The sequence below is a fragment of the Micrococcus sp. CH7 genome (assembly GCF_001595485.1).
Lineage (GTDB): Bacteria > Actinomycetota > Actinomycetes > Actinomycetales > Micrococcaceae > Micrococcus > Micrococcus luteus.
The window spans coordinates 77,787-98,623 of the sequence record NZ_LOSQ01000029.1 but is presented as its reverse complement, the minus strand read 5'-3'; the positions used below and the strand labels follow the sequence as shown (position 1 = coordinate 98,623).

18 protein-coding genes are annotated in these 20,837 nt (G+C 73.8%); 11 read left to right on the top strand and 7 right to left on the bottom strand.

Going from position 1 to position 20,837, the window contains the following annotated elements:
- Positions 1-35 precede the first annotated feature (35 nt).
- On the top strand, positions 36-611 hold the full coding sequence (locus tag AUV08_RS08475; protein WP_061866764.1) for a TetR/AcrR family transcriptional regulator: 576 nt from the start codon (positions 36-38) through the stop codon (positions 609-611).
- Between the two features lie 13 nt (positions 612-624).
- Here the strand turns inward: AUV08_RS08475 and AUV08_RS08470 are convergent, their stop codons facing one another.
- The 4 genes from AUV08_RS08470 to AUV08_RS08455 all read right to left on the bottom strand — a co-directional run bounded on the left by AUV08_RS08470 (position 625) and on the right by AUV08_RS08455 (position 4,563).
- On the bottom strand, positions 625-891 hold the full coding sequence (locus tag AUV08_RS08470) for a hypothetical protein (RefSeq protein ID WP_020625619.1): 267 nt from the start codon (positions 889-891) through the stop codon (positions 625-627).
- A gap of 383 nt (positions 892-1,274) precedes the next feature.
- Positions 1,275-1,967 (bottom strand): response regulator transcription factor, encoded by a 693-nt coding sequence (locus tag AUV08_RS08465; protein ID WP_012751126.1) that lies wholly within the window; start codon positions 1,965-1,967, stop codon positions 1,275-1,277.
- A 38-nt stretch (positions 1,968-2,005) separates the two neighbouring features.
- Entirely contained in the window at positions 2,006-3,343 is a 1,338-nt protein-coding gene (locus AUV08_RS08460; RefSeq protein ID WP_061866766.1) for a sensor histidine kinase, read from the bottom strand.
- A gap of 65 nt (positions 3,344-3,408) precedes the next feature.
- Positions 3,409-4,563, bottom strand: a complete 1,155-nt coding sequence (locus AUV08_RS08455) for a nitronate monooxygenase (protein WP_036316206.1) — start codon at positions 4,561-4,563, stop codon at positions 3,409-3,411.
- 81 nt (positions 4,564-4,644) lie between these two features.
- On the opposite strand from AUV08_RS08455, the gene AUV08_RS08450 reads away from it, so the two are divergent.
- The 3 genes from AUV08_RS08450 to AUV08_RS08440 all read left to right on the top strand — a co-directional run bounded on the left by AUV08_RS08450 (position 4,645) and on the right by AUV08_RS08440 (position 8,368).
- Complete coding sequence (locus tag AUV08_RS08450) at positions 4,645-6,099, top strand: L-lactate permease (RefSeq protein WP_036316204.1); 1,455 nt, start codon at positions 4,645-4,647, stop codon at positions 6,097-6,099.
- A 257-nt stretch (positions 6,100-6,356) separates the two neighbouring features.
- Complete coding sequence (locus AUV08_RS08445) at positions 6,357-7,022, top strand: response regulator transcription factor (RefSeq protein ID WP_036316202.1); 666 nt, start codon at positions 6,357-6,359, stop codon at positions 7,020-7,022.
- On the top strand, positions 7,019-8,368 hold the full coding sequence (locus AUV08_RS08440) for a sensor histidine kinase (RefSeq protein ID WP_051995287.1): 1,350 nt from the start codon (positions 7,019-7,021) through the stop codon (positions 8,366-8,368). The genes AUV08_RS08445 and AUV08_RS08440 overlap by 4 nt, the downstream gene beginning before the upstream one ends.
- Positions 8,369-8,496: 128 nt before the next feature.
- Here AUV08_RS08440 and AUV08_RS08435 read toward each other — a convergent pair whose 3' ends face one another.
- The gene (locus AUV08_RS08435; RefSeq protein ID WP_036316201.1) at positions 8,497-11,874 is read right to left on the bottom strand and encodes a beta-phosphoglucomutase family hydrolase; all 3,378 of its coding nucleotides are present in this window, start codon (positions 11,872-11,874) and stop codon (positions 8,497-8,499) included.
- Between the two features lie 286 nt (positions 11,875-12,160).
- Here AUV08_RS08435 and AUV08_RS08430 point away from each other — a divergent pair, with 286 nt between their 5' ends.
- A complete protein-coding gene (locus AUV08_RS08430; RefSeq protein ID WP_061873190.1) occupies positions 12,161-12,751 on the top strand; it encodes a hypothetical protein in 591 nt (196 codons plus the stop codon).
- Positions 12,752-12,767: 16 nt separating this feature from the next.
- Here AUV08_RS08430 and rlmC read toward each other — a convergent pair whose 3' ends face one another.
- On the bottom strand, positions 12,768-13,979 hold the full coding sequence (gene rlmC / locus AUV08_RS08425) for a 23S rRNA (uracil(747)-C(5))-methyltransferase RlmC (protein WP_036316199.1): 1,212 nt from the start codon (positions 13,977-13,979) through the stop codon (positions 12,768-12,770).
- A gap of 10 nt (positions 13,980-13,989) precedes the next feature.
- The gene (locus AUV08_RS08420) at positions 13,990-14,598 is read right to left on the bottom strand and encodes a HEAT repeat domain-containing protein (protein ID WP_020628173.1); all 609 of its coding nucleotides are present in this window, start codon (positions 14,596-14,598) and stop codon (positions 13,990-13,992) included.
- 120 nt (positions 14,599-14,718) lie between these two features.
- Between AUV08_RS08420 and AUV08_RS08415 the strand changes: the two genes are divergently transcribed.
- The 6 genes from AUV08_RS08415 (at position 14,719) to AUV08_RS08390 (ending at position 20,456) form a co-directional block, all read left to right on the top strand.
- Positions 14,719-15,693: an acyl-CoA thioesterase gene (locus AUV08_RS08415; RefSeq protein ID WP_036316197.1), complete on the top strand. Its 975-nt coding sequence runs from the start codon at positions 14,719-14,721 to the stop codon at positions 15,691-15,693.
- Positions 15,694-15,717: 24 nt separating this feature from the next.
- Positions 15,718-16,986, top strand: a complete 1,269-nt coding sequence (locus AUV08_RS08410) for a phosphatidylserine/phosphatidylglycerophosphate/cardiolipin synthase family protein (protein WP_036316196.1) — start codon at positions 15,718-15,720, stop codon at positions 16,984-16,986.
- A 301-nt stretch (positions 16,987-17,287) separates the two neighbouring features.
- Positions 17,288-18,691, top strand: a complete 1,404-nt coding sequence (locus AUV08_RS08405; protein ID WP_061873186.1) for an MBL fold metallo-hydrolase — start codon at positions 17,288-17,290, stop codon at positions 18,689-18,691.
- Positions 18,692-18,725: 34 nt separating this feature from the next.
- The gene (locus AUV08_RS08400; RefSeq protein WP_052007121.1) at positions 18,726-19,319 is read left to right on the top strand and encodes a rhodanese-like domain-containing protein; all 594 of its coding nucleotides are present in this window, start codon (positions 18,726-18,728) and stop codon (positions 19,317-19,319) included.
- A 6-nt stretch (positions 19,320-19,325) separates the two neighbouring features.
- Complete coding sequence (locus tag AUV08_RS08395) at positions 19,326-20,108, top strand: sulfite exporter TauE/SafE family protein (protein ID WP_080696032.1); 783 nt, start codon at positions 19,326-19,328, stop codon at positions 20,106-20,108.
- 72 nt (positions 20,109-20,180) lie between these two features.
- The gene (locus AUV08_RS08390) at positions 20,181-20,456 is read left to right on the top strand and encodes a metal-sensitive transcriptional regulator (protein WP_044659303.1); all 276 of its coding nucleotides are present in this window, start codon (positions 20,181-20,183) and stop codon (positions 20,454-20,456) included.
- Positions 20,457-20,837: the final 381 nt, after the last annotated feature.

Here is a 20,837-nt window from a genome sequence, read left to right as displayed (position 1 = left end):
CCGGGCGGTGCCGGGCGGAGTGGGATGATGGGGACATGAGAGCCGACGCCCGCGCCAACCGCCAGGACCTGCTGGCGGCCGCCGGCCGTCTCATCGCCACCCAGGGGGCCGCGATGTCCCTCCGCGGGGTGGCGCAGGAGGCCGGGGTCGGCGTGGGCACGCTGTACGGGCACTTCCCCACGCGTCGGGATCTGCTGGACGCCGTGCTCGAGGACGTCGTGGCCCGCACCGGAGGGATCCTGCAGGCCTTCCTCGACGGGGCGGCCGGGGACGAGCGCGACGGCGGGGCCGAGGCGCGGTGGCGGCGGCTCGCCGAGGACCTGGGGGCCGTGAACCTGGCCTCGCTCGCGGCGGCCCGGGACGACTTCGACCCAGCCGACCGGCCGCCGGAGGCCCTCATCGCCGAGGCCGAGCGTGTGATCCTCGAGCTCGCGGACCAGGTGGTGGCCGGGGCGCGGCGGGCCGGGCTCGTGGGCCCGGACGTGACCGGGGCGGACTACCTGTTCGGCCTGCTCATGGTCACCCGGTCGCCGGAGTGCGAGCTGCTGGGCCACGGCCCGGGCCAGCGGGGCTGGCTGCTGGACACGTACCTGCGCGGCCTGCGGCCCTGAGGGCGCAGCCGGGTCAGTCGCCCGGGGCGTCGTCCTCCAGGACGGGGCGGGCGGTGGCCCACGCGACGGCGCCGGCGAGCAGGCCGGCGCCCGCGGTGAGTGCCAGGCGGAGCAGCCCCTCGACCCCCGTGAACAGGCTCAGGCCCAGCATCACGACGGCGGCCGTCACCAGCGCCACGAAGAAGGCCACGCATTCACTGTCCCGCTGCGCCTGCTCGGCGGCTGGGTCGGAGGCGCGGGACGTCGTCGGGGTGGGGTGGTCCAGGATGCTGCCGGTCATGGTGCCTCTCCTCCAGTGCGCGTCGGGCCGGGGCGGCCATCGGCGCGTGCACCCCGGCGGCGGACCCGCTGCGGGGCCTGCGTCCAGCATCGCGGAGGGGGTGGGCGCACCGGCAGGGCCATGAGGATGAACCTCGGGGCGTCCGACTCATACCCAGGTATGACCTGTGATTGTGCTGGCAGGTGCCTGGGGAGTGGCTCAGGGAAGGGCCCCGCCGCCCCGGCCGACCGCTGAGGCCGGCCGTTGAGGCCGGCCGTTGAGGCCCGCCGCCCAGGCCCGCAGACACGCCGCTACGACGACGGCGTAGCGGCGCGTCTGCGGGCCTCGACGAGGGGTGGGGCAGGGGCTAGGGCGGGGGCTGCAGGGCGTGCCGGAACGGCGGGTCAGAACTGCACGAGGCCCGCGCGGTGGGCGATGAGCACGGCCTGCACGCGGTCGCGGGCGCCGAGCTTGGCCAACACCCGGCCCACGTGCGTCTTCACCGTCGCCTCGGAGAGCACGAGCTCGGCGGCGATCTCCAGATTCGCGGCGCCCTGCGCCATGAGCACCAGCACCTCGCGCTCGCGCGGGGTCAGCGACGCCACCGCCGCCTGCTGCTCCTCGCACTCCGCGCTGCGGACCTGGTCCGAGCGCAGACGCGGGGCCATGTGCGTCAGGAGCCGGCGCGTCGTGGACGGGGCGATCACGGCGTCGCCCCGGTGCACCGTGCGGATCGCGGCGAGCAGCTCCTCGGGCGGGGCGTCCTTGAGCAGGAAGCCGCTGGCGCCCGCCTCGATCGCGTCGAAGGCGTACTCGTCCAGGTCGAAGGTGGTCAGCACCACGACGCGCGGGGCGTCCGGCCGGCGCAGCAGCGCGCGGGTGGCCTCGATGCCGTCCATCTCCGGCATGCGCACGTCCATCAGCACGACGTCGGCGCCCGCCACGGACACCGACGCCACCGCCTCGCGCCCGCTGCCCGCCTCCGCCACGACCGTCAGGTCCGGCTGCGAGTCCACGAGCATGGCCAGCCCGGACCGGATCAACGCCTGGTCGTCCACCAGGGCCACGCGGACGGGGGCGGTCTCCTCGGAGCTCATGGGGTCATCCTCTCAAGTCGGGCGGGGGCGGCCACCCCTCACACCGCCGAGTACGGCAGGTGGGCGGACACGCGGTACCCGGCCCCCACGCGCGGCCCCGACTCGAGCGTCCCGCCGAACAGGGCCGCCCGCTCGGCGGCCCCCCGCAGACCCTGGCCGCTTCCCCGGGTGGCGGGGTCGGCGGCGGCGCCGCAGCCGTCGTCGTCGATCTGCAGGTCCAGGCCGCGCGCCGTCCAGGCGAGCGTGACGAACGCGTCCGCGTCCGGCCCGCCGTGGCGCAGCGTGTTGGTCAGCGCCTCCTGCACGATCCGGTACGCGGCCAGCTCGCCGCCCGCCGGCAGCGCACGGCGGGGCGTGCCGGTCTCCAGCAGGGACACCTCGAGTCCGGACAGCCGCATCGTCTCCACGAGCGCGGGCAGGTCCGCGAGCCGCGGCTGGGGTCGGCGGCCCGGGGGTAGGCGGGTGCCGCGGCCGTCGGGGGAGGCGTCGGCGGCGGGCCGCCGGGCGTCGTCGTCCGTCACGCCGGGCACCCCGGCCACGGTCTCGCCGGTCTCGCGGAGCACGCCGAGCAGCTGGCGCATGTCCGCGAGCGCGGAGCGGCCGGTCTGGCCGATGGTCTCGAGCGCGGTGACCGCGAGCGCGGGCTTGGCGGCGGCGGCGTACCGGGCGCCGTCGGCCTGGGAGATGACCACCTGCAGGGAGTGGGCGACGATGTCGTGCATCTCCCGGGCGATGTGGCTGCGCTCGTCGGCGGCGGCGAGCTCGCGCTCCTGCCGGGACTGCACCTCGAGGCGGTGGGCGCGGTCCTCGAGGGCGCGCACGGTGAGGCGGCGGTTGCGCACGACGTCGCCGAACGCCCACGCGGTGAGCACCATGAGCCCGCAGCCGATCGCCATGATGACCATGGCCAGCGGCTCCGCGGGGGAGCGGACGGTGAGGCCGTCGGGCGTGACGAACTGCGCCGGGAACAGCCACACCTTCACCCCGTTGGCCACGCCGCCGGCCAGCCCCGTGAGGAGCCCGGCCACGGAGATGCTCCGGGGCGCGTTCGCGGCGAGGTTGTAGACGGTGAGCGGCACCATCAGCAGGGACATGCTGAACTCGGGCCCGGCGAGCAGGTGCAGGACGGCCGCGGCCGTCACGACGGCGGCCGAGGCCACCGGGCGCACCCGACGCACGGCCCACGGCAGGACCATGCCGGCCCCGGCCAGGAGGGAGACGGCCGTCTGCCTGCCCTGGGGGTCCGGGGCGACCATCGGCCCGAGCGCGATCCACGGGAGCGCCACGAGCACGGTGAACAGTGCCGCGGCGGCCATCACGTCGGTGCGCACGGGGTGCAGGCGCGTCCACTGGTCGAGGCGGCGCAGGGGGTTCACGCGGGCCAGCCTAGGCCGCAGGCGGAGGGGCCGGCGTCAGCCCGCGGGATGATCCGGGGCGGTCCTCAGGGCGTGAGGGAGGCGAGGACGTCGACGGCCGGCGCCTCCCGGACCCGGTGCGCCTCGGTGCCGGCCCACAGGTGGACGCGTTCGAGGTCGCCGGCGGCCGCGGCGGCGGCGCGCAGCCCCTTCGTCAGGACGTTGACCTCGGGGTACGCGGCGGGGGCGTCCGGGTGCTCCGCCATGAACGCGGTGGCCAGCGACCGCGCCCACCGCCCCGTGTAGGCGCGGGTCAGGCCGGTGCGGGCCCGGCCGTCGTCAGCGGAGAAGCGTGTCCCGGCCGCACACGCCGCGACGGCGGCCCGGTGCGCCGCCGAGGTGCCCGCCTCCGGGGTGAGGAGGAACGCGGTGCCGGCCGAGACGGCGTCCGCGCCGGCGGTCAGCAGGGCGCGCACGTCCTCGGCGGTGCCCACGCCGCCGGCGGCCACCACGGGCACGGCGCTCGTGGCCCCCGTCCCGACGACGTCGCGCACCGCCGGCAACACCGCCGGCAGCTCGGCGCGGGGCGGCTCCGCGGCCGGGTCCGACGTGCCCCGGTGCCCGCCGGCGCGGTGGCCCTGCACCACGAGGAACGCGGCCCCGTGCTCGAGGGCGGCCCGCGCCTCGGTCGCGTCCGTCACGGTGGCCCCGGCCGGGATGCCCGCGGCGGCCAGCCGGGCGAACACGTCCGCGGCCGGCAGGCCGAACGTGAAGGAGACCAGCGGCCACGCCTGCTCCTCGGCGGCGGTGAGCAGGGCGTCGAAGTCGGCCCGTTCGGCGTCGGGGTCCGGGACCACGTCCGCGGCCGTGGGCAGGTCGGCGGCGCCGTCGGCCGTCAGGTCCGCCCGGTACGCGGCGACGGCCGCCGCCCGCGCCGACCGTGCCGCCTCCGTGCGCGCCGCGTCCGGGATGGCCGTGTTCACCGCGTCCGGCACGAACAGGTTCACGCCCCAGCGGTCCGGCCCCTCCGCGCCCAGCAGCGCGCGCAGCGCGTCCACCTGCGCGCGCATCTGCGCGGCCGTCCGCATGCCGCCGGCGAGGAACCCGCCGCCGCCTGCGCCGACGACGGCGGCGACCAGCTCCGGGGTCGAGGGGCCGCCGGCCATCGGGGCCACCGCCACGGGCACGGGCGGGATCAGGCGGGCGCGGGTGACGTCGTCGGGGTGGGATGGCTGCGTCATGACCCCCAGAGTAAGGGGAGGGGTGTCGGCCCCACCCCGCGCCTACAGTGGGGCGCAGTACACGAGGAGAGGGGGTGCGCCGTGGAGGTGCTGCTCGCGCTCTCACCCATCCTGCTCACCCTCGTGCTGCTGCTCACCCGGCTGCCCGCGTGGGTGGCCCCGGCCGCCGGGACGGCCGTGGCCGTGCTGCTGGCCCTCACGGTCTTCGGCGTGGCCCCGGGCGACCTGGGCGGCGCGGTCGGCGCCGGCGTGCCCACGCTGCTCGAGATCCTGGCGATCATCGCTGGCGGTATCACCCTGTCCCGCGTCATGGAGTACTCGGGCGGGCACGCGCGCCTGGCCGCGTGGCTGTCGGCGGGCAACGGCCCCACGATCGCGACCGCGCTGCTCATGGTGCACGGCGTCATCCCGTTCCTCGAGACCGTGACCGGGTTCGGCGTCTCCCTGATCGTGGGTGTGCCGCTGCTGCTGGGTCTGGGCTACACGGCGTTCCGGTCCGCGCTGATCTCCGTCCTCGCGCTCACCATCGGCCCGTGGGGGTCCATGGCGCCGGGCACGCTCATGGGCGCCCGCCTGTTCGGCCTGGACTTCCGGGAGATCGGGGTCACCGCCGCGGTGTTCAACCTGCCGGCCTGCCTGGTGGCGGGCGTGGCCACGGTGCTGCTGCTGCGCGGGGCGCGCGGCATGCGAGTCGACGTCGGCCCGGCCCGGACACTGCCCTGGCTCGGCGTCGCCGTGCTCTCCGGGGTCGCCCAGTGGGCGCTGATCCTGGGGGCGAACCTCGTGGTCGGCACCGCGCCGGCGGGCGCCGTCGCCACGTTCGTGCTCACCGTGGCCTGGCTGCTCGTGATCCGCGGCGGCCGGCTGCTGCCCGGGCCGGGGCGGGACGTGGTGCCGTACCTGACGCTCATGGCCGGCACCGTGCTGGGCACCACCGTGAAGGGCGCGTTCGGACTCGAGGGGGCGGCGGCCCTCGTGGGGACGCCGGCGCTGTGGGCGTTCGTGGCGGTGGGCGTGGGCGTGCAGCTGCTCCACCTCGACGCCGCCGCCCGCCGCCGCGTCCCCCGCGAGGCCGGGAAGCTGTGGGTGGGCACCGCCATCCCCAACGCGCTCTACGTGGCGTTCGGGCTCATCCTCTCCGCCGGCGGGGTCTCGCAGGCGCTCGCGGGCGCGCTCAGCGGGATGGGGGAGTCCTACCTGGTGGCGATGCCGTTCCTCGGTGCGTTCGCAGGCTTCATCACGGCCTCGAACACCGGGGCCATGGCCCTGATCGGCCCCCTGCAGATGGACACAGGCGCCGCCCTGGGCGTCCCCCCGCCCTGGTCCAACGGCCTGCACAACGCGGCCGCGGGCTGGGGCATCGTCGCCGGGCCCGCTCGCATCCAGGTGGCCCACGGCATGGCCGCGGGGGCGCAGTCGCCGCAGATGCCCGGCTGGGCCGTGACGCGGCGGAACCTGTTCGTGGTGCTGCTGCCGGCCATGCTCGCCGGGATCCTCGGCATGGCCGTGATGGGCTGGTTCCTGCTGCCGCGGTGACGCGCGGGGGGTGGAGCGGGGCCCGGGTGGGGCGGCCCGGTTCCGTGGGCGGAAGCGGCAGGCCAGAGCGTTCCGTGGGCAGAAGTGCCCTCTCTTCTGCCCACGGAGGCGATGGGGTTGTGGGTTCTGCCCACGGAGGCGCCGGGACTGCGGTGGCCGGCCGGGCGCGGGAGCCGGCCCGGTCCGCCCCGAGGCGGGGGCCGACGTCGACCTTCGGTGGACGCGCGGCGGCCTGTGCGCCTCCTAGGCTGGGCGCCATGATCCGAGTAGTCGTGGCCGACGACCAGGCGTTGATGCGCACCGCCCTCGAGCACTTCGTGGCCCAGGCCGAGGACCTCGAGGTGGTCGGCTCCGCCGAGGACGGGGTCCAGGCCCTCGAGGCGGCCCGCACGCTGGCCCCCGACGTCGTGCTGATGGACATGCAGATGCCCCGCATGGACGGCGTCGAGGCCACCGCGCGCATCTCCGCCGAGGCCCCCGGCGTGCGCGTCCTGGCGATCACCACCTTCTCCTCCGAGCAGTACCTCGTGCCCGCCTTGCGCGCCGGCGCCGCCGGCTACCTCGTGAAGGACGCCCCGCCGGCCGAGGTGGTGGACGCCATCCGCCGCGTCCATGCCGGGGACGCCGTGTTCTCCGCCCGCGTGGCCGCGGACCTGGTGGAGGCCGTCACCGCGGCCCCCGAGCACACCGCCCCCTGCCCGGCCGAGCCCCTCGCCCCGCACGAGCGCCTCACCGAGCGCGAGCTGGACGTGGTCCGCGAGCTCGCCAAGGGCGCCTCCAACGCGGAGATCGCCGGCGCCCTGTTCCTCGCGGAGGCCACGGTGAAGTCCCACATCGGCAAGGTCCTGGACAAGTGGCAGGTCCGTGACCGCGTGCAGATCCTCATCCGCGCCGCCCGCGCGGGCCTCGTGGACATCGGATGAGCATCGCGGCGCCCGCCCCGGCTCGGACGACGACGGCGACGTCGCCCCCGCCTGCCGAGTCTCCCCTGGGCTCCCGCCTGCCGGCGATCCTGCGCACGGAACCCGTCTCCCGGCACACGCGGATCGTCCTCTATGTGATCGTCGGGCTCATGGTGCTGGGGGAGATCCTCACCCTGATGCTGGGGCCCACGGTGGCCGCCGGGCTGAGCGCCGACCCCGAACTCGCGGGCATCCTCGAGGAGGACGGCGGGCTGACGGGTGAGGGGCGGGAGCCGCTCCTGCGCTGGGTCCTGTTCCTGGCGAGCGTGCTGGTCACGCTGCTGTTCGGGTGGCAGCCCACCCTCGCGGCGGTGTTCGTGCTGCTCGGGTGCACGTTCGGTCTGGTGGGCCTCGTGGAGGCGGACCACGCGCACCTCACCCCGCAGGCGTTCAGTGGCGGGGTCGTCCTGGGCGCGGCCATGGTGACGCGGTACTCGCACCGGGTGTTCGTCTGGTTCGCCCTGGGCGCCCTCATCCTGCTCACCGTCGCGGGCGAGGTCCTCACCGACGGCACGTGGGCGGACGAGGACAGCCTCAAGGGCGTCATGGTCATCACGCTCATCGTCGCGCTGTGCGTGGCGGTGCCGGCCTTCATGATCCGCCGATCCCGGCATCGGGCCCGGGACCGCGAGGCGGCCCTGCGCCGGGCCGAGGAGGCCGCCGCCTGCGCCGCGGAGGCCGAGCGGCAGCGGATCGCGGCGGAGCTGCACGACGTCGTCGCGCACGGGCTCACCGTGATCTCGATGCAGGCCGCCATGCTGCCCACCCAGAGGGACCCGGACAAACGGGCCGCCGCGGAGAAGGCCATCGAGGAGGCCGCCCGGCAGTCCCTCGTGGACCTGCGCCGCATGCTCACCGCGCTGCGCGGCTCCTCCCGCAACGCGCAGACGGCGGAGGGGGACGCCGTCGTGGACCTGCCGGCCCGCCTCGACGAGTTCGAGGCCCAGCTGCACGCGGCCGGGTTCGCGGTCGAGCGCTCGCTGACCGAGCTGGACGAGCTGCCGCGCTCCCTGGAGCTGACCGTGCTGCGTGTGGTGCAGGAGTCGGTGACGAACATCCTCAAGCACGCCCCGCGCCGCGGCACGGTGCGCCTGACCTCGCAGCTCGAGGGCGCGGACCGCCTCGTGCTGTGCATCGCCAGCCCCATGGACGAGGGCGAGCCCCGCCGCGACCGCGTGGTGGTCGCGATGGCCAGCGGCTTCGGCCTGGCCGGCATGCGCGAGCGCGTGGCCGTGTTCGGCGGCACCCTCACGGCCGGCCCGCTGGGCGGCTGCTGGGTGGTCCGCGCCGAGCTGCCGCTGCGCTGAGCCGGGGCGGCAGCCGCGTCCTCCCGCGTCCTCCCGCGTCCGGGGGCGAAAGTGGGCGGTATCCGCGCGGGATACCGCCCACTTTCGCCCCCAAAGGGACGGGGTGGGGTGGCCGACGACGGCGGCCCTCAGCCCAGCGGGACCGTCAGCTTCTCGCCGGGGGACAGGGTGTGCTCGCGGCCGGCGATGATCATCGGCACGTCGTGCCACATGCCCTCGCCCGCGGCCACCGTCACCTCCCGCTGGGTCATCTGGATGACCACGGGCTGCTGGCGGAACCGGATGGTGAACCGGGCGCCGGGCAGCTGGGCGGGCATGCGGGGGTGCAGCCGGACGACGTCGTCGCGCGTCTCGAGGCCCGCGTAGCAGCGGATCACCGTGTCCACGGTGCCCGCCATCAGGCCCAGGTGGATGCCCTCCTTCGTGGTGCCGCCCTGCGTGTCCGAGAGGTCCGACTCGAGGGCCTCCGTGAACAGGTCCCAGGACCGGTCCGGGTCCGTGCGGGCCGACACCCACGCGTGCACCAGCCGGGAGAGCGTGGAGCCGTGCGTCGAGCGGGCCTCGTAGTACGTGACCATCCGCTCGAACGCCTCCTCGGGCAGCTCGTAGCCCATGCGGCGCAGGATCCGGTCCAGCTCCTCGGCGGAGAACAGGTATCCGAGCATGAGGGTGTCGGCCTGCTTGGAGAGCTTGTACCGGTTGGTGGCGTCGCCCTCGGCCTGCAGGATCAGGTCCATGCGGCCGATGTTCCCGTACTTGGCGCGGTAGGCCTCCCAGTCGAACTCGAGCAGGTCCTGGTAGCCCTCGAACTGGGCGAGGATGCCGGCCTCCTCGCCCTCCTCGAAGAACGGCACGGTCAGACGGGTGCTGACCTCCTCCCAGCGCTCGATCTCCTCCTCGGAGATCTCCATGAGCTCGGGCAGGCCGTCGTCGATCGTGTCCAGCCAGCGGACCAGGCGGGCGGTCTCCGCGAGCACCCACGAGGTCAGCACGTTCGTGTACGCGTTGTTGCGCAGGCCGGAGCCGGGGGTCTCGGGATAGCCGTCGTGGAACTCGTCCGGGCCCATGACGCCGTGGATCTCGTAGCGGTCCGTGACGGCGTTGTGCAGGGTCATGGACATGAAGAACCGGGAGATCTCCACGAGCATCTCCGCGCCGTAGTCCGAGATGAAGGACGTGTCCTTCGTGATCTCGATGTACCGCAGCACCGAGTAGGCGATGTCCAGGGAGACGTGCCGCTGGTTGTGGGAGTTGTCCGGCATCCACATGCGCGAGCGCGGGTTCCACAGCTCGGTGGGCGTCTCCTCGGAGCCGTCCGCCCCGGACTGCCACGGGTACATGGCACCGGCCCAGCCCTCGGCCTGGGCGTTGGCGCGGGCCTCGTTGAGACGCCGGTAGCGGTACATCAGCAGGCCCCGGGTGATCTCGGGGCGGCGCAGCGTGAGCATCGGGTAGACGTAGATCTCGTCCCAGAAGATGTGGCCGCGGTAGCCCTCGCCGTGCAGGCCGCGTGCCCCCACGGAGGCGTCCAGGTCCCGGCGGCGGCCGTAGGCCGTCTGGAGCACGTGGAACGTGTGCAGGTTCAGGGCGAGCTGCTGGCGCAGCGACGCGCCGTCCTTGCCCATCGGGACCGCGGACCCCACCGGGGCCGAGTGGCCGGCGTCGACGACGGGCGGCGCGTATTCGCCGCCGGCCTCCGCCGCCGTGGAGCGGCGCTGATGCCGGTACGGCTCGGCCAGGTCGATGCGCACGGAGAACCGGTCCCAGTTGGTGCCCCAGCGCTGCTCGTGCAGGGTCAGCAGGTTGCGGAAGTTCTGGGCGCGCTGGACGTCCTTCACCGCCGACTCCCACACGGAGGCGTTGGCGTGGTCGTGGCTCGTGGCGACGGCGGCGATCTTCTCCAGCACGAGCGGCACGCCCTCGTCCACGTGGAGGAGGATGTCCTGGCCGACCACCAGGTCCGAGCCGTCCACGGGGCGGCGGATGGGCTCGTGGTGGCCCACCGGCGCCACCTGGCGGGTGCGGGTGGCCACGGCCACGTGGATGCCGGACTGGTTGGTGGCGGTCTCGAGCAGGACGGTCTCGCCGTCGATCTCCCGGGCCTGGACCGGCTCGAGGTGCTGGTTGGCGAGGGTGCGGTCGTCGGAGACGTTGAGGTTGGCCACGCGGCCCTCGATCTTCGAGCGCACCGTGAGGTCCCCGGACCAGTTCTCCGCCACGACGGTCAGCTCGATCGCGGCGAGGTGCCGGTTGGCCAGCGAGGTGAACTGTCGGGTGTGGACCGTGGTGCGCCGGCCCTGCTCGTCCTCGAAGGTCATGGTGCGGGAGAGCACGCCGCGGCGCAGGTCCATCTCCTGGCCGTACTCCACGAGGTTCTCCTCACCCGGCAGCAGCGGGCGGCCGTGGCGCGGGGTCACCACGAGCGGGGTCCAGTCCTGGATGTTGACCATGTGCTCGGTCTCCACGACCCGGCCCTGGACCATCGAGGTCAGCCGGTTGAACACCCCGGCCATGTAGGTGCCGGGGTAGTGGACGGAGGAGATGTGCGTGCCGGGCACAGCGCCGCGGGTGCCCCAGTACCCGTTGGCCAGGGTGCACAGCACCTCGCGCGTGCCCTCGGAGGCCGGGTCGAAGCGGTCCCAGCGCAGCACCCACGCGGGGTCGAACGGGGTGGTGGTGCGGTCCTCCAGATGCAGGGTCCCGTAGTCCTGGACCACCAGGTGGGCGCCGGCCGCCTTGAGTCGGCCCTTGCCGAGCTCGGGCTCGCGGTCCACGCCGATCACGAGGCCGAAGCGGCCGTCCGAGGCGGCCTTCACGCCGGAGACGGCGTCCTCGAGGACCATCGCGTCCGCGACGTCGACGCCCAGCTCGCGGGCGGCCTCCCAGAACATCGCCGGGTCCGGCTTGCCCGGCAGCCCGCGCTCGACGGCGGTGTTCCCGTCCACGATCACGGGGAAGAAGTCCAGCACGCCGCCGGCCGTGAGCACGGCGCGGGAGTTCTTGGAGCTGGTGACCAGTGCGACCGGCACACCCTTGGCCCGCAGCCGCTCGAGGAGGTCCTGGGCCTCCGGGAACACGCGGACGCCGTCGCGCTCGAGGACCTGCTCGAAGTAGCCCTGCTTGCGCTCGGCGAGGGCGAGGACGGTCAGCTCCGGGGCGGCGTCCGCCTCGGGGGCGTCGGCCTCCGGCACCCTCAGGCCGCGGGAGGCGAAGAACGTGCGGACCCCGTCCTCGCGGGGGCGCCCGTCCACGTGGTGCAGGTAGTCGGCGGCGGCGTCGAAGGGACGCAGCACGTCCGGGTCCGCGGCGACGACGGCGGCGTTGGCGGGCAGCGCGCCCACGGCGGGCAGCGCCCCGTCGAAGAGCTCCTTCCACGCCTGCGCGTGCACGCCGGCGGTGTCCGTGATGACCCCGTCCATGTCGAAGATGACGGCGCGGTAGCGGCGGAGCCGGTGACGGCGGGCGTTCAGGTCCTGCGGAGCGGCGGGGGTGAGCGTCTGCGACATGGGAACCAGCCTACGGGCGGGGAAGTGGGGCCGCACGGGGAGTGCCGCGGCGATGTTCACCGCAGCGAGCGCGCCGTCGTTCCGGCCGACCGCACCGCAGCGACATCACAGCGGTTCTCAGCTGCGGTGATGTCGCTGCGGCGCGGTGGGTTCCGGGAATAGGGTCGTGCCGACGGGGCGGACGTGTGCCCCCGCGCGCCGGAAGCGTGGCCCGGGAACGAGCAGGACACACTCGGCGGAGATGGCCGGGGGGCGAAGGGCTCATGAACTGGATGATGAGCAAGTGATGGATGCGAAGCCGACGCGGTTGCGGAAGAAGGCGACGCGGGAGGAGATCCTGGCGAGTCTGCCGGTGCAGGCGCGGGTGCGTCCGGCGCGGTGGTTGCTCCTGTGGCTGATCGTCGTGGTGTGCATCGCGGTGTTCGTGTGGGTGATCTTCCGGCCGCCGGAGGATGTCTCGGCCGGGTTCGGGGTGTGGCGTGTGGCGTCGTTCATCGGGTTGGCGCTGGCGTTGGCGGTGCTTCCCGCCGCGACGATGGGTCTGTTCCTGCCTCGGCATGTCACGTTCGATGAGCGACGGGTGTGGACGCGGGACTGGTCCGTGGACTGGGCGGACGTGAAGGAAGTCCGTGCTGTGGCGCCAGAGTCGGAGCACACGATGAAGGTGGCGCTCAAGGTGGACGAGCGGCTGTGGAACGAGGGTGGTCTGCGCAAGGCCAACCGGTGGGACTCGGGACGGCCGTTGCAGGGTGGCGGGTTGACCCGTGCGCAACCGCTCGTGCTCACGCAACCCGCGCTCGCGCCGTCGGCTCTGACGCTGCTGCAGGTCTTCGTCGAGTTGAAGAAGCGGAACCGTCGGGCGGGGAGCCCGCGGTGACGCGCCCCGGCTTCCGTCACCGCCGGGTCAGCAGCGTGAGCACCTCCGCGTGCCGGGTCTGGGGGAACATGTCGAACACCTGCACCCGCGCCACCCGATAGCTCGGCATCCGGGCCAGGTCCTGCGCGAGCGTCGCCGGGTTGCAGCTGGAGTACAGGACGGTGGGCACACCCGAGTCCTCCAGCGCGTCCGCCAGCTCGGCGCCGATGCCCCGCCGCGGCGGATTCACGACGACGGCGTCCGGGCGGGGCCGCCGTTTCTTGGACGAAAGCGCCTCCGGAGCCCGCCGTTTCTCGAACGAAAGCGCGGAGGTGGCGTCGCCGTCGGAGAAGCGCGCCCGGTCGGCCAGGCCGAGCTCCGCGGCCGTCTCCCGGGCCGCGGCCACCGCCTCGGCGGAGGACTCCATGCCCCACACGTCGCGCACGCCGGCCCGGGCCAGGTGGAACGCGAACCCGCCCACCCCGCAGTACAGGTCCCACGCCGACGCCGGCACACCGCCCTCGGCGACCCACGCCGCCGCCGTCGCGTACAGCCCCTCGGTCACCGCGGTGTTCGTCTGGAAGAACCCCTGCGGGCGCAGCCGCAGGCCGATCCCGTTCAGTTCCATCCGCAGGGTCGGCCCGCCGGCGAGCACGATCTCCTCGTCGCCCTCGGGCAGGGCCACGTGCTCGGGCAGCAGGTTCGCGCTCACCACGGCGGCGGGTGTCCCGCGCGCCGCGAGGTCGTCCAGCAGCCCCGGCACCGCCGCGCGCAGCGCGTCCAGCCGGTCGGCGGAGCGCAGCACGAACCGGACCATCGCCTCCCGGTCGGGGGAGAGCGTCACGATCACGTTCTTCAGCTCGCCCGTGCGGGCGGCGACGTCGTAGGGCTCCAGCCCGGCCGCCGTCACCGCCGCCGCGCACGCGTCGAACACGCCTTCCATGCCGGCCTCGTACAGGCCGCAGTCGCGCAGGTCCACGCCGGCGCCGTCGTGATGCCGGGGGTGCTGGCGCGGGTCCAGGATGCCCAGCCGCGGCGCCGCCGCCGACCCCGTGACCACGAGCTTCGCCTTGTTCCGGAATCCGGCCTCCGCGGAGGCGAACGGCTCGGCCACGACCGTGTCCGCGTCGACCGCGTCCGCCAGGGCGGCCAGGACCGCGGCCTGCTTGTCCGCGAGCTGCCGGGCGTACGGCACGCCCATCAGCGGGCAGGAACGGCACTCGCCGACGTCGAAGTGGGGGCACTGCACGGGCGTCGCCTCAGCCCTCGAGGCTGACCCGCAGGCCGGGCCGGTCCAGGCGGATCGCGAGCTGCTCGAGGGCCAGCTCGGCGGCCGCGGCCAGGTCCGCGTCCACGTCCATCACCATGCCGGTGAGCACGGGCAGGGCGGACTCGAGGTCCTCGGGGCGGGCGAGGGCGCCCAGCGCGGACGCGGCCGACGCGCGGACCTCCGGGTCCGGGTCGGCACAGCCGGCCCGCACCGCGTCCACGAGGGTGCGGTCGACGGCGGCATCGCGGCGCAGCGAGCCGGCGCGGGAGGCGAGCACGAGGTGGGCCGCCGAGCGGACGTCCGCCTCGGGGGCGGTGAGCGCCCCGGTCAGGGCGGGCAGCGCGCTGCGGTGCCACGCGTGCATCAGGGCCAGGGCGCCGGTCGCGGCGGGGCTGAGGTCGCCGTCGTCGCCGGTGAGGGCGCGGGCGGCGCCCGAGGTGACGTCATCGGGAGTGGCCGCGCCGGTCATCAGGCGCACCGCCAGCCCGGCGACGGCGGCCTCCCCGCGCTCGGCGACGGCGGCCTCGGTGCGGCGGCGCAGGCGGTCGTGCGGAGTCTGGGGCTCCGCGGGCAGGGGGAGACGGTCGAAGGCGGTCATGGGTCCATTGTCCCCCGTGCGCGGACCCGCCTGGGGCGCGGCCGGGAGGTTCCCCGCAGACTCCTGGACGGGGCGTGACCGGCCGCACAGGGCCCGGACTCGGGTGATACGTTCGACGGCATGAGACCCCCCGGAGCCCTCGCCCTCGAATTCCGGGCGGACAGCTTCGATCATCCCACCGGCCTGGTGGACGCCGGCACCGTCATCTCCTGGATCGAGAAGGCCGGCTACGCCGTCGCGGCGAGTTGGGCCGGGACGTTCGTGCGTGCCCGCTACATGGGGCACACCCAGTTCCGGCACCCCGTGCCGGTGGACCGCCGCGCTGTGGTGCAGGCGCGCGTGGTCCACACGGACGGCGCCGAGGTGCACGTCCAGACCCGCCTGCTGCTGCCGGAGATCCGCGACGACGACGGCGACCCCGTGGTCGCCACCTCGTCCCTCGTGGTCTACGCCGCGGAGGAGGGCGGGGTGCCCGTGACCGTGCCGGTCTGGGAGCCCTCGACCCCCGGCCAGATCGAGCGCGACGAACAGGCCCGCCGCTCCACCGTGGCCCGCCGCGCCGTCGAGCGCGGCATGGCCCGACTGCCGTTCCCCGCGCCCGGGGAGGCCCCCGAGGAGATGAGCACCCTCGCGTTCCTGGCCCCCAACGCGGAGGCCACCGTGGGCGGCACCATCAACGCGGGCGCGATCCTGCGCTGGGTGGACGAGGCGGCCGCCGTCTGCGCCGCCCGCTGGACCGGACATGAATCCGTGGTCGCGGTGTTCGGCGGCGGTGTGCGCTTCGTGCGGAACATCCACGTGGGCGACCTCGTGCGCGTGGAGGCCCTCCTGGTGAACACCACGGAGCGGTCCATGCATGTGGCGCTGCGCGTCTACGCGAGCCGACGCACCGGGGCGGAGTCCCGCCTGGTGGCGCACTCGATCGCCGTCATGGTGGACGTCTCCGCGGAGGACCAGGCCCAGCGGGTGCGGCAGTACATCCCCGAGAGCGAGAGCGCCCGGAGGCTGCAGGAGACGGCGATCGAACTCGTGCGCATGCGCTCCGAGGTGAGCGCGGCCTGGACCGAGATGCGCCGCTCGACCGATCCGCGCTGACGGGGCCCTGAGTAGACTGAGCGAATGCGTCGACCGTCCCTGCCGTCCCTGTCCCGCCTGCCGGTCCGTCGTCTCCTCCGGGGAGCGGCCGTGGCCGCGGGCGTCGGTCTCGTGGGACTGCCGCTGACGGTCGCCGCCGGGCTCACCGGCGTGGACATGGTCAAGCGCGGCGGCCGAGTGCGCCGACCCGCGCCGAACCCCGGCGTGTTTGACGCCCACGTGGAGGGCTCCGAGCTGCGCATCTTCACCTCGGGTGAGGACCTCTACAAGGAGATGATCGCCGCGATCGACGGAGCGCAGCGGATCATCAAGTTCGAGACCTTCATCTGGAAGGGCGACCCCACGGGCCAGCGGTTCATGGACGCCTTCAACCGGGCGGCCGCGCGCGGCGTGGAGGTCTACGTCTCCTACGACGGGTTCGGGAACCTCGTGGTCCCGCCCCGCTTCTACCGTCAGCTGGACCCGCGCATCCACGTGTTCCGGCTGCCGGCCTTCGCCCGCCCGATCTGGCGAGGCGTGGTCCGGCACAGCGGGTTCAACCACTCGAAGATCATGGTGGTGGACGACGAGGTCGGCTTCGCCGGCGGCTTCAACATCGGCGACGACTACGCCCGCCTGTGGCGGGACACCCACGTGCGTGAGCGCGGCCCGGCGGTGTGGGCGCTGGGCCAGTCGATCTCCATCAAGTGGAACGCCCACCACCGCGCGGGCGAGCAGATGTCCTGGCGCCCCCCGGACACGTGGGACCCGCGCGTCACCGTGGCCGCGAACCAGCCGCCGCTCCTGGTCTACCCGATCCGGCTGAGCTACCTCGACGCCATCCAGCGGGCGCAGCACCGCATCCTCATCAACACGCCGTACTTCATCCCGGACCAGCAGGTCCTCGAGGCGCTGCTGCACGCGGCCCGGCGCGGGGTGGACGTGCAGGTGATGGTGCCGGAGGACTCCAACCACATCGTGGCGGACTGGGCCTCGCGCGGCTTCTTCGGGAAGATGCTCGAGGCCGGCATCACGATCCTGCTGTACAGGGCCAGCATGATCCACGCGAAGACCGCCACCGTGGACGGCATCTGGTCCACCGTGGGCTCGGCCAACGTCGACCGCCTCTCCCTGGGCTTCAACTACGAGTCCAACGTGGTGGTCGTGGACCGCGACTTCGCCGCCCGGATGGAGGAGATCTTCGCTCTCGACGCCCAGCGGGCCGTCCGGATCGACACCCCGCGCTGGGAGGACCGTCACGGCCTCGCCCGCGTGGTCGAGGCCCTGCTGGTACCACTGCGTCCCCTGCTCTGAGGACCCCGGGCGCTGAGCCAGACGTTTCTGCAGTTCTGACGCCCGATCCGCAGCGGAATCATCTGGCTCACGCCCCCCGCCGCGTGAGCCAGACGTTTCTGCCGTTCTGACGCCCGATCCGCAGCGGAATCATCTGGCTCACGCCCCCTGGCGACGTCTCCCGACCGTGCCGTCCCTTCCCGTCGCCGCCCGGGCTCACCCTCTCTCTTGCATACCCCTGGGGGTATACCCTACGCTCGTTCTCGACATACCCCAGGGGGTATCGGATGGACATCGAGACCCCCCGACCCGGAGGAGAACCATGCTGCTCGAGCGCATCTACGACGAGGACCTCGCCCAGGCCAGCTACGTGACCGGCTGCCAGGCGAAGAACGAGGCGATGGTGGTGGACCCCCGCCGCGACATCCAGGTGTACCTGGACCTGGCCGCCAAGAACGGCATGACCATCACCCACGTGACCGAGACCCACATCCACGCGGACTACCTCTCCGGCACCCGCGAGCTGGCCCACGCCACCGGCGCCCAGATCCACCTGTCCGGCGAGGGCGGCGAGGACTGGGCCTACGGCTTCGAGGGCAACCTCCTCAAGGACGGCGACACGGTGACGCTCGGCAACATCACCGTCGAGGCCGTGCACACCCCGGGCCACACCCCCGAGCACCTGTCCTTCCTCGTCACCGACGGCGCCTTCGCGGACGCCCCGGGCTACATGCTCACCGGCGACTTCGTGTTCTCCGGCGACCTCGGCCGCCCGGACCTGCTGGACGAGGCCGCCGGCGGCGTCGACACCCGCTTCGAGGGCGCCCAGCAGCTCTTCGCCTCCCTCAAGGCGAAGTTCCTGACCCTCCCGGACCACGTGCAGGTGTTCCCGGCCCACGGCGCCGGCTCCGCCTGCGGCAAGGCACTCGGCGCGCTGCCCTCCACCACGGTCGGCTACGAGCGCAAGTACGCGTGGTGGTCCGACTACCTGAAGAACGACGACGAGCAGGGCTTCATCGACGAGCTGCTCGACGGCCAGCCCGACGCCCACGCCTACTTCGCCCGCATGAAGCGCCAGAACAAGCAGGGGCCAGCCATCCTGGGCGAGCTGCCCGAGCTCGAGGAGCTGGACGCCGGGGGCGTGCAGGCGACGCTCGCCGAGGGCGCCGTGTTCGCGGACACCCGCGGTGTGGACGAGATCCTCGCCGGCACCGTGCCGGGCGCGCTGGCCTTTCCGTCCCGCGGCAAGGTCGCCACGCACGCCGGCTGGGCCTACGACCCGGAGAGCGACGACGCCGCCCTCGTCCTGCTCGCCGAGGACCGCGAGGACGCGCACACGATGCGCGACCACATGATCCGCGTGGGCGTCGACGCCGCCGCCGCGTTCACCACCTCCGTGGACGGCCTCACGTTGGAGCCGGTGCCCACCGTGCAGGCCGACGAGCTGCGGTCCCGCATCGAGGCCGGCGAGGTCGGCGCGGAGCAGGACACCGTGCTGGTGGACGTGCGCAACAAGACCGAGTTCTCCCACGGCACCGTGGCGGACGCCCGGCAGCTGAACGCCGGCAAGGTGCTCTTCCACCAGGAGGAGCTGCCGAAGGACAAGACCCTGGTGACCTTCTGCCAGTCCGGCCTGCGCAACATCGTGGCCGCCCAGGCGCTGCGCCGCGCCGGGTTCGACGTGATCGAGCTCGAGGGCAGCTACGCCGCCTGGCAGCAGTCCTGACACACCCCCAGACCAACCCCGAGGAGCCCCTCCCATGAGCGTCACCCTGTCCCCCGTCGCCCCGCGCGACCTGAAGGCCGAGCTGGCCGCCCGCCCCGACGCCGTCGTGCTGGACGTGCGCACCCCCGGCGAGTTCGAGACCGAGCACATCGCCGGCTCCTACAACGTGCCGCTGGACCTGCTCCAGGAGCACGCGGACGAGGTCGCCGCCCGCCTGGACGGCACCGCGGTGCTCGTCTGCCAGTCCGGCAGCCGGGCCGGCACCGCCCAGGACCGTCTGGCCCAGGCCGGCTTCACCTCCGCGCGCGTCCTGCAGGGCGGCATCTCCGCCTACGCCGAGGCCGGCGGCGAGGTCGTCCGCAGCGGCAACCGCTGGTCCATGGACCGTCAGGTCCGCATGACCGCCGGGTCCATCGCGCTGGTCGGGGCCGTGGCCTCCCAGGTCGGCTCGAAGCGGTTCGGCCTCATCCCCGCCGCGATCGGCGCGGGCCTGTCCTTCTCCGCCGTGTCCAACACGTGCGCCATGGCGTCCGTGCTGGCCAAGATGCCGTGGAACCGCCCCGCGCAGGAGCGCTCCGCGGGCGACGTGATCGGCCGCATCCCCACCGGCGCGGGGAAGCGGAGCTGACCCGTGATGTGGATCGTCCTCGCCCTGGCCCTCGTGGTCGGCCTGCTGCTCGGCCTCATGGGTGGCGGCGGGTCGATCCTGATGGTGCCCCTGCTGACGTACGTGGCCGGCCTCGAGCCGAAGCAGGCCATCGCGGGCTCCCTGTTCGTGGTGGGTGTGACCTCGCTGGTCTCAGTGCTGCTGCACTCGCGGCACGGCACCGTCCGGTGGCGCACCGGCCTGATCTTCGGCGCGGCCTCGATGGTGGGTGCCCTCCTGGGCGGCGTCGTCGGCGGCTTCCTGCCGGGGACCCTGCTGCTGATCGCCTTCGCGGTGATGATGCTCTTCACGGCGTGGGCCATGATCCGGCCCAAGAAGACGCAGCCGGCGGCCGCCCCCTCAGTGGAGGCCTCGGCTGACGTCGAGCCCCGCCGCCACCCGCTCGGGAAGATCCTGCTGGAGGGCGTCGTCGTCGGCTTCGTCACGGGCATCGTCGGCGCCGGCGGCGGGTTCCTCGTGGTCCCTGCGCTGGTCCTGCTCGGCGGCCTGCCGATGTCCGCTGCGGTGGGCACGTCCCTGCTGGTGATCGCCATGAAGTCCTTCGCGGGCCTCGGCGGCTACCTGACCAGCGTGACGCTGCCGTGGGACCTGCTGCTGTGGGTCACCGGTGTGGCCGTGGTCGGTGCGCTGATCGGCGTTCCGCTCATGAAGCGGGTCCCGGAGAAGGCGCTGAAGAAGGGCTTCGGCTGGTTCGTGCTGGCCATGGGCCTGGTGATCCTCGTCCGGGAGCTCATCGGTCTCCTCGTGTGACATCCGGCGACGTCGCCGGATACCCCTGGGGATATGATTCCCCTCCCCGCCACCGTGACAAAGGAGGTCGCCGTGCGCACCGCCGACGCCGAGACCCAGCGCAAGATCCTCAACCGCCTCAAGCGGGCCCGCGGCCAGCTGGACGCCGTCATCCGCGAGGTCGAGGGCGAGGGTCGCTGCAAGGACGTGGTCACGCAGCTCTCCGCCGTCTCCACCGCGCTGGATCGCGCCGGCTTCGCGGTCGTCTCATCCGCCATGCAGTATTGCCTCGCCGACCCCGAGAAGGCGGAGGACGAGGAGAAGCTCACCGTCGCCGAGCTCGAGAAGCTCTTCATGACCCTGGCCTGACCGGCCACCCCGAAGCCCCCTCGCCGAAAGGATCCCTCATGTGCCGTCCGGCGCGCTGACCCGTCTGCCGCAGGGCCACCTGGGCCGGATGCGGCCGGCACGTCGAGTCCCTCAAGGCCGTCGTCCCCGCGGCGCAGTGGTGCGATGGCCGTCACCCTGATGCCGAGCGCGACGCAGCCCGCGCGGGCCGTGCCGGGGCCGCAAGGTTCTTCGCGAGGCTCTTCGGGCGCTGAGCCAGGCGTTCCGGGGGCGTGAGCCAGATGTTCGTGCTGTTCTGAGGGACCCTCAGCCGCGGAAACGTCTGGCTCACGCCCCCCGTCTGGCGTCGCTCAGTCCTCGTACGGGTCCGCCAGCGGGTGGTTCGGCAGCCGGCTGTCCGGG

What these genes read in the sequence shown, in the direction of transcription:
- AUV08_RS08440 (WP_051995287.1), top strand. Translation starts at nt 7,019, where the DNA reads ATGAGCATCGCGGCGCCCGCCCCGGCTCGGACGACGACGGCGACGTCG.
- AUV08_RS08405 (WP_061873186.1), top strand. Translation starts at nt 17,288, where the DNA reads ATGCTGCTCGAGCGCATCTACGACGAGGACCTCGCCCAGGCCAGCTAC.
- AUV08_RS08415 (WP_036316197.1), top strand. Translation starts at nt 14,719, where the DNA reads ATGAGACCCCCCGGAGCCCTCGCCCTCGAATTCCGGGCGGACAGCTTC.
- AUV08_RS08395 (WP_080696032.1), top strand. Translation starts at nt 19,326, where the DNA reads ATGTGGATCGTCCTCGCCCTGGCCCTCGTGGTCGGCCTGCTGCTCGGC.
- AUV08_RS08435 (WP_036316201.1), bottom strand. Translation starts at nt 11,874, where the DNA reads ATGTCGCAGACGCTCACCCCCGCCGCTCCGCAGGACCTGAACGCCCGC.
- AUV08_RS08455 (WP_036316206.1), bottom strand. Translation starts at nt 4,563, where the DNA reads ATGACGCAGCCATCCCACCCCGACGACGTCACCCGCGCCCGCCTGATC.
- AUV08_RS08400 (WP_052007121.1), top strand. Translation starts at nt 18,726, where the DNA reads ATGAGCGTCACCCTGTCCCCCGTCGCCCCGCGCGACCTGAAGGCCGAG.
- AUV08_RS08420 (WP_020628173.1), bottom strand. Translation starts at nt 14,598, where the DNA reads ATGACCGCCTTCGACCGTCTCCCCCTGCCCGCGGAGCCCCAGACTCCG.
- AUV08_RS08410 (WP_036316196.1), top strand. Translation starts at nt 15,718, where the DNA reads ATGCGTCGACCGTCCCTGCCGTCCCTGTCCCGCCTGCCGGTCCGTCGT.
- AUV08_RS08430 (WP_061873190.1), top strand. Translation starts at nt 12,161, where the DNA reads ATGGATGCGAAGCCGACGCGGTTGCGGAAGAAGGCGACGCGGGAGGAG.
- AUV08_RS08470 (WP_020625619.1), bottom strand. Translation starts at nt 891, where the DNA reads ATGACCGGCAGCATCCTGGACCACCCCACCCCGACGACGTCCCGCGCC.
- AUV08_RS08465 (WP_012751126.1), bottom strand. Translation starts at nt 1,967, where the DNA reads ATGAGCTCCGAGGAGACCGCCCCCGTCCGCGTGGCCCTGGTGGACGAC.
- AUV08_RS08475 (WP_061866764.1), top strand. Translation starts at nt 36, where the DNA reads ATGAGAGCCGACGCCCGCGCCAACCGCCAGGACCTGCTGGCGGCCGCC.
- AUV08_RS08445 (WP_036316202.1), top strand. Translation starts at nt 6,357, where the DNA reads ATGATCCGAGTAGTCGTGGCCGACGACCAGGCGTTGATGCGCACCGCC.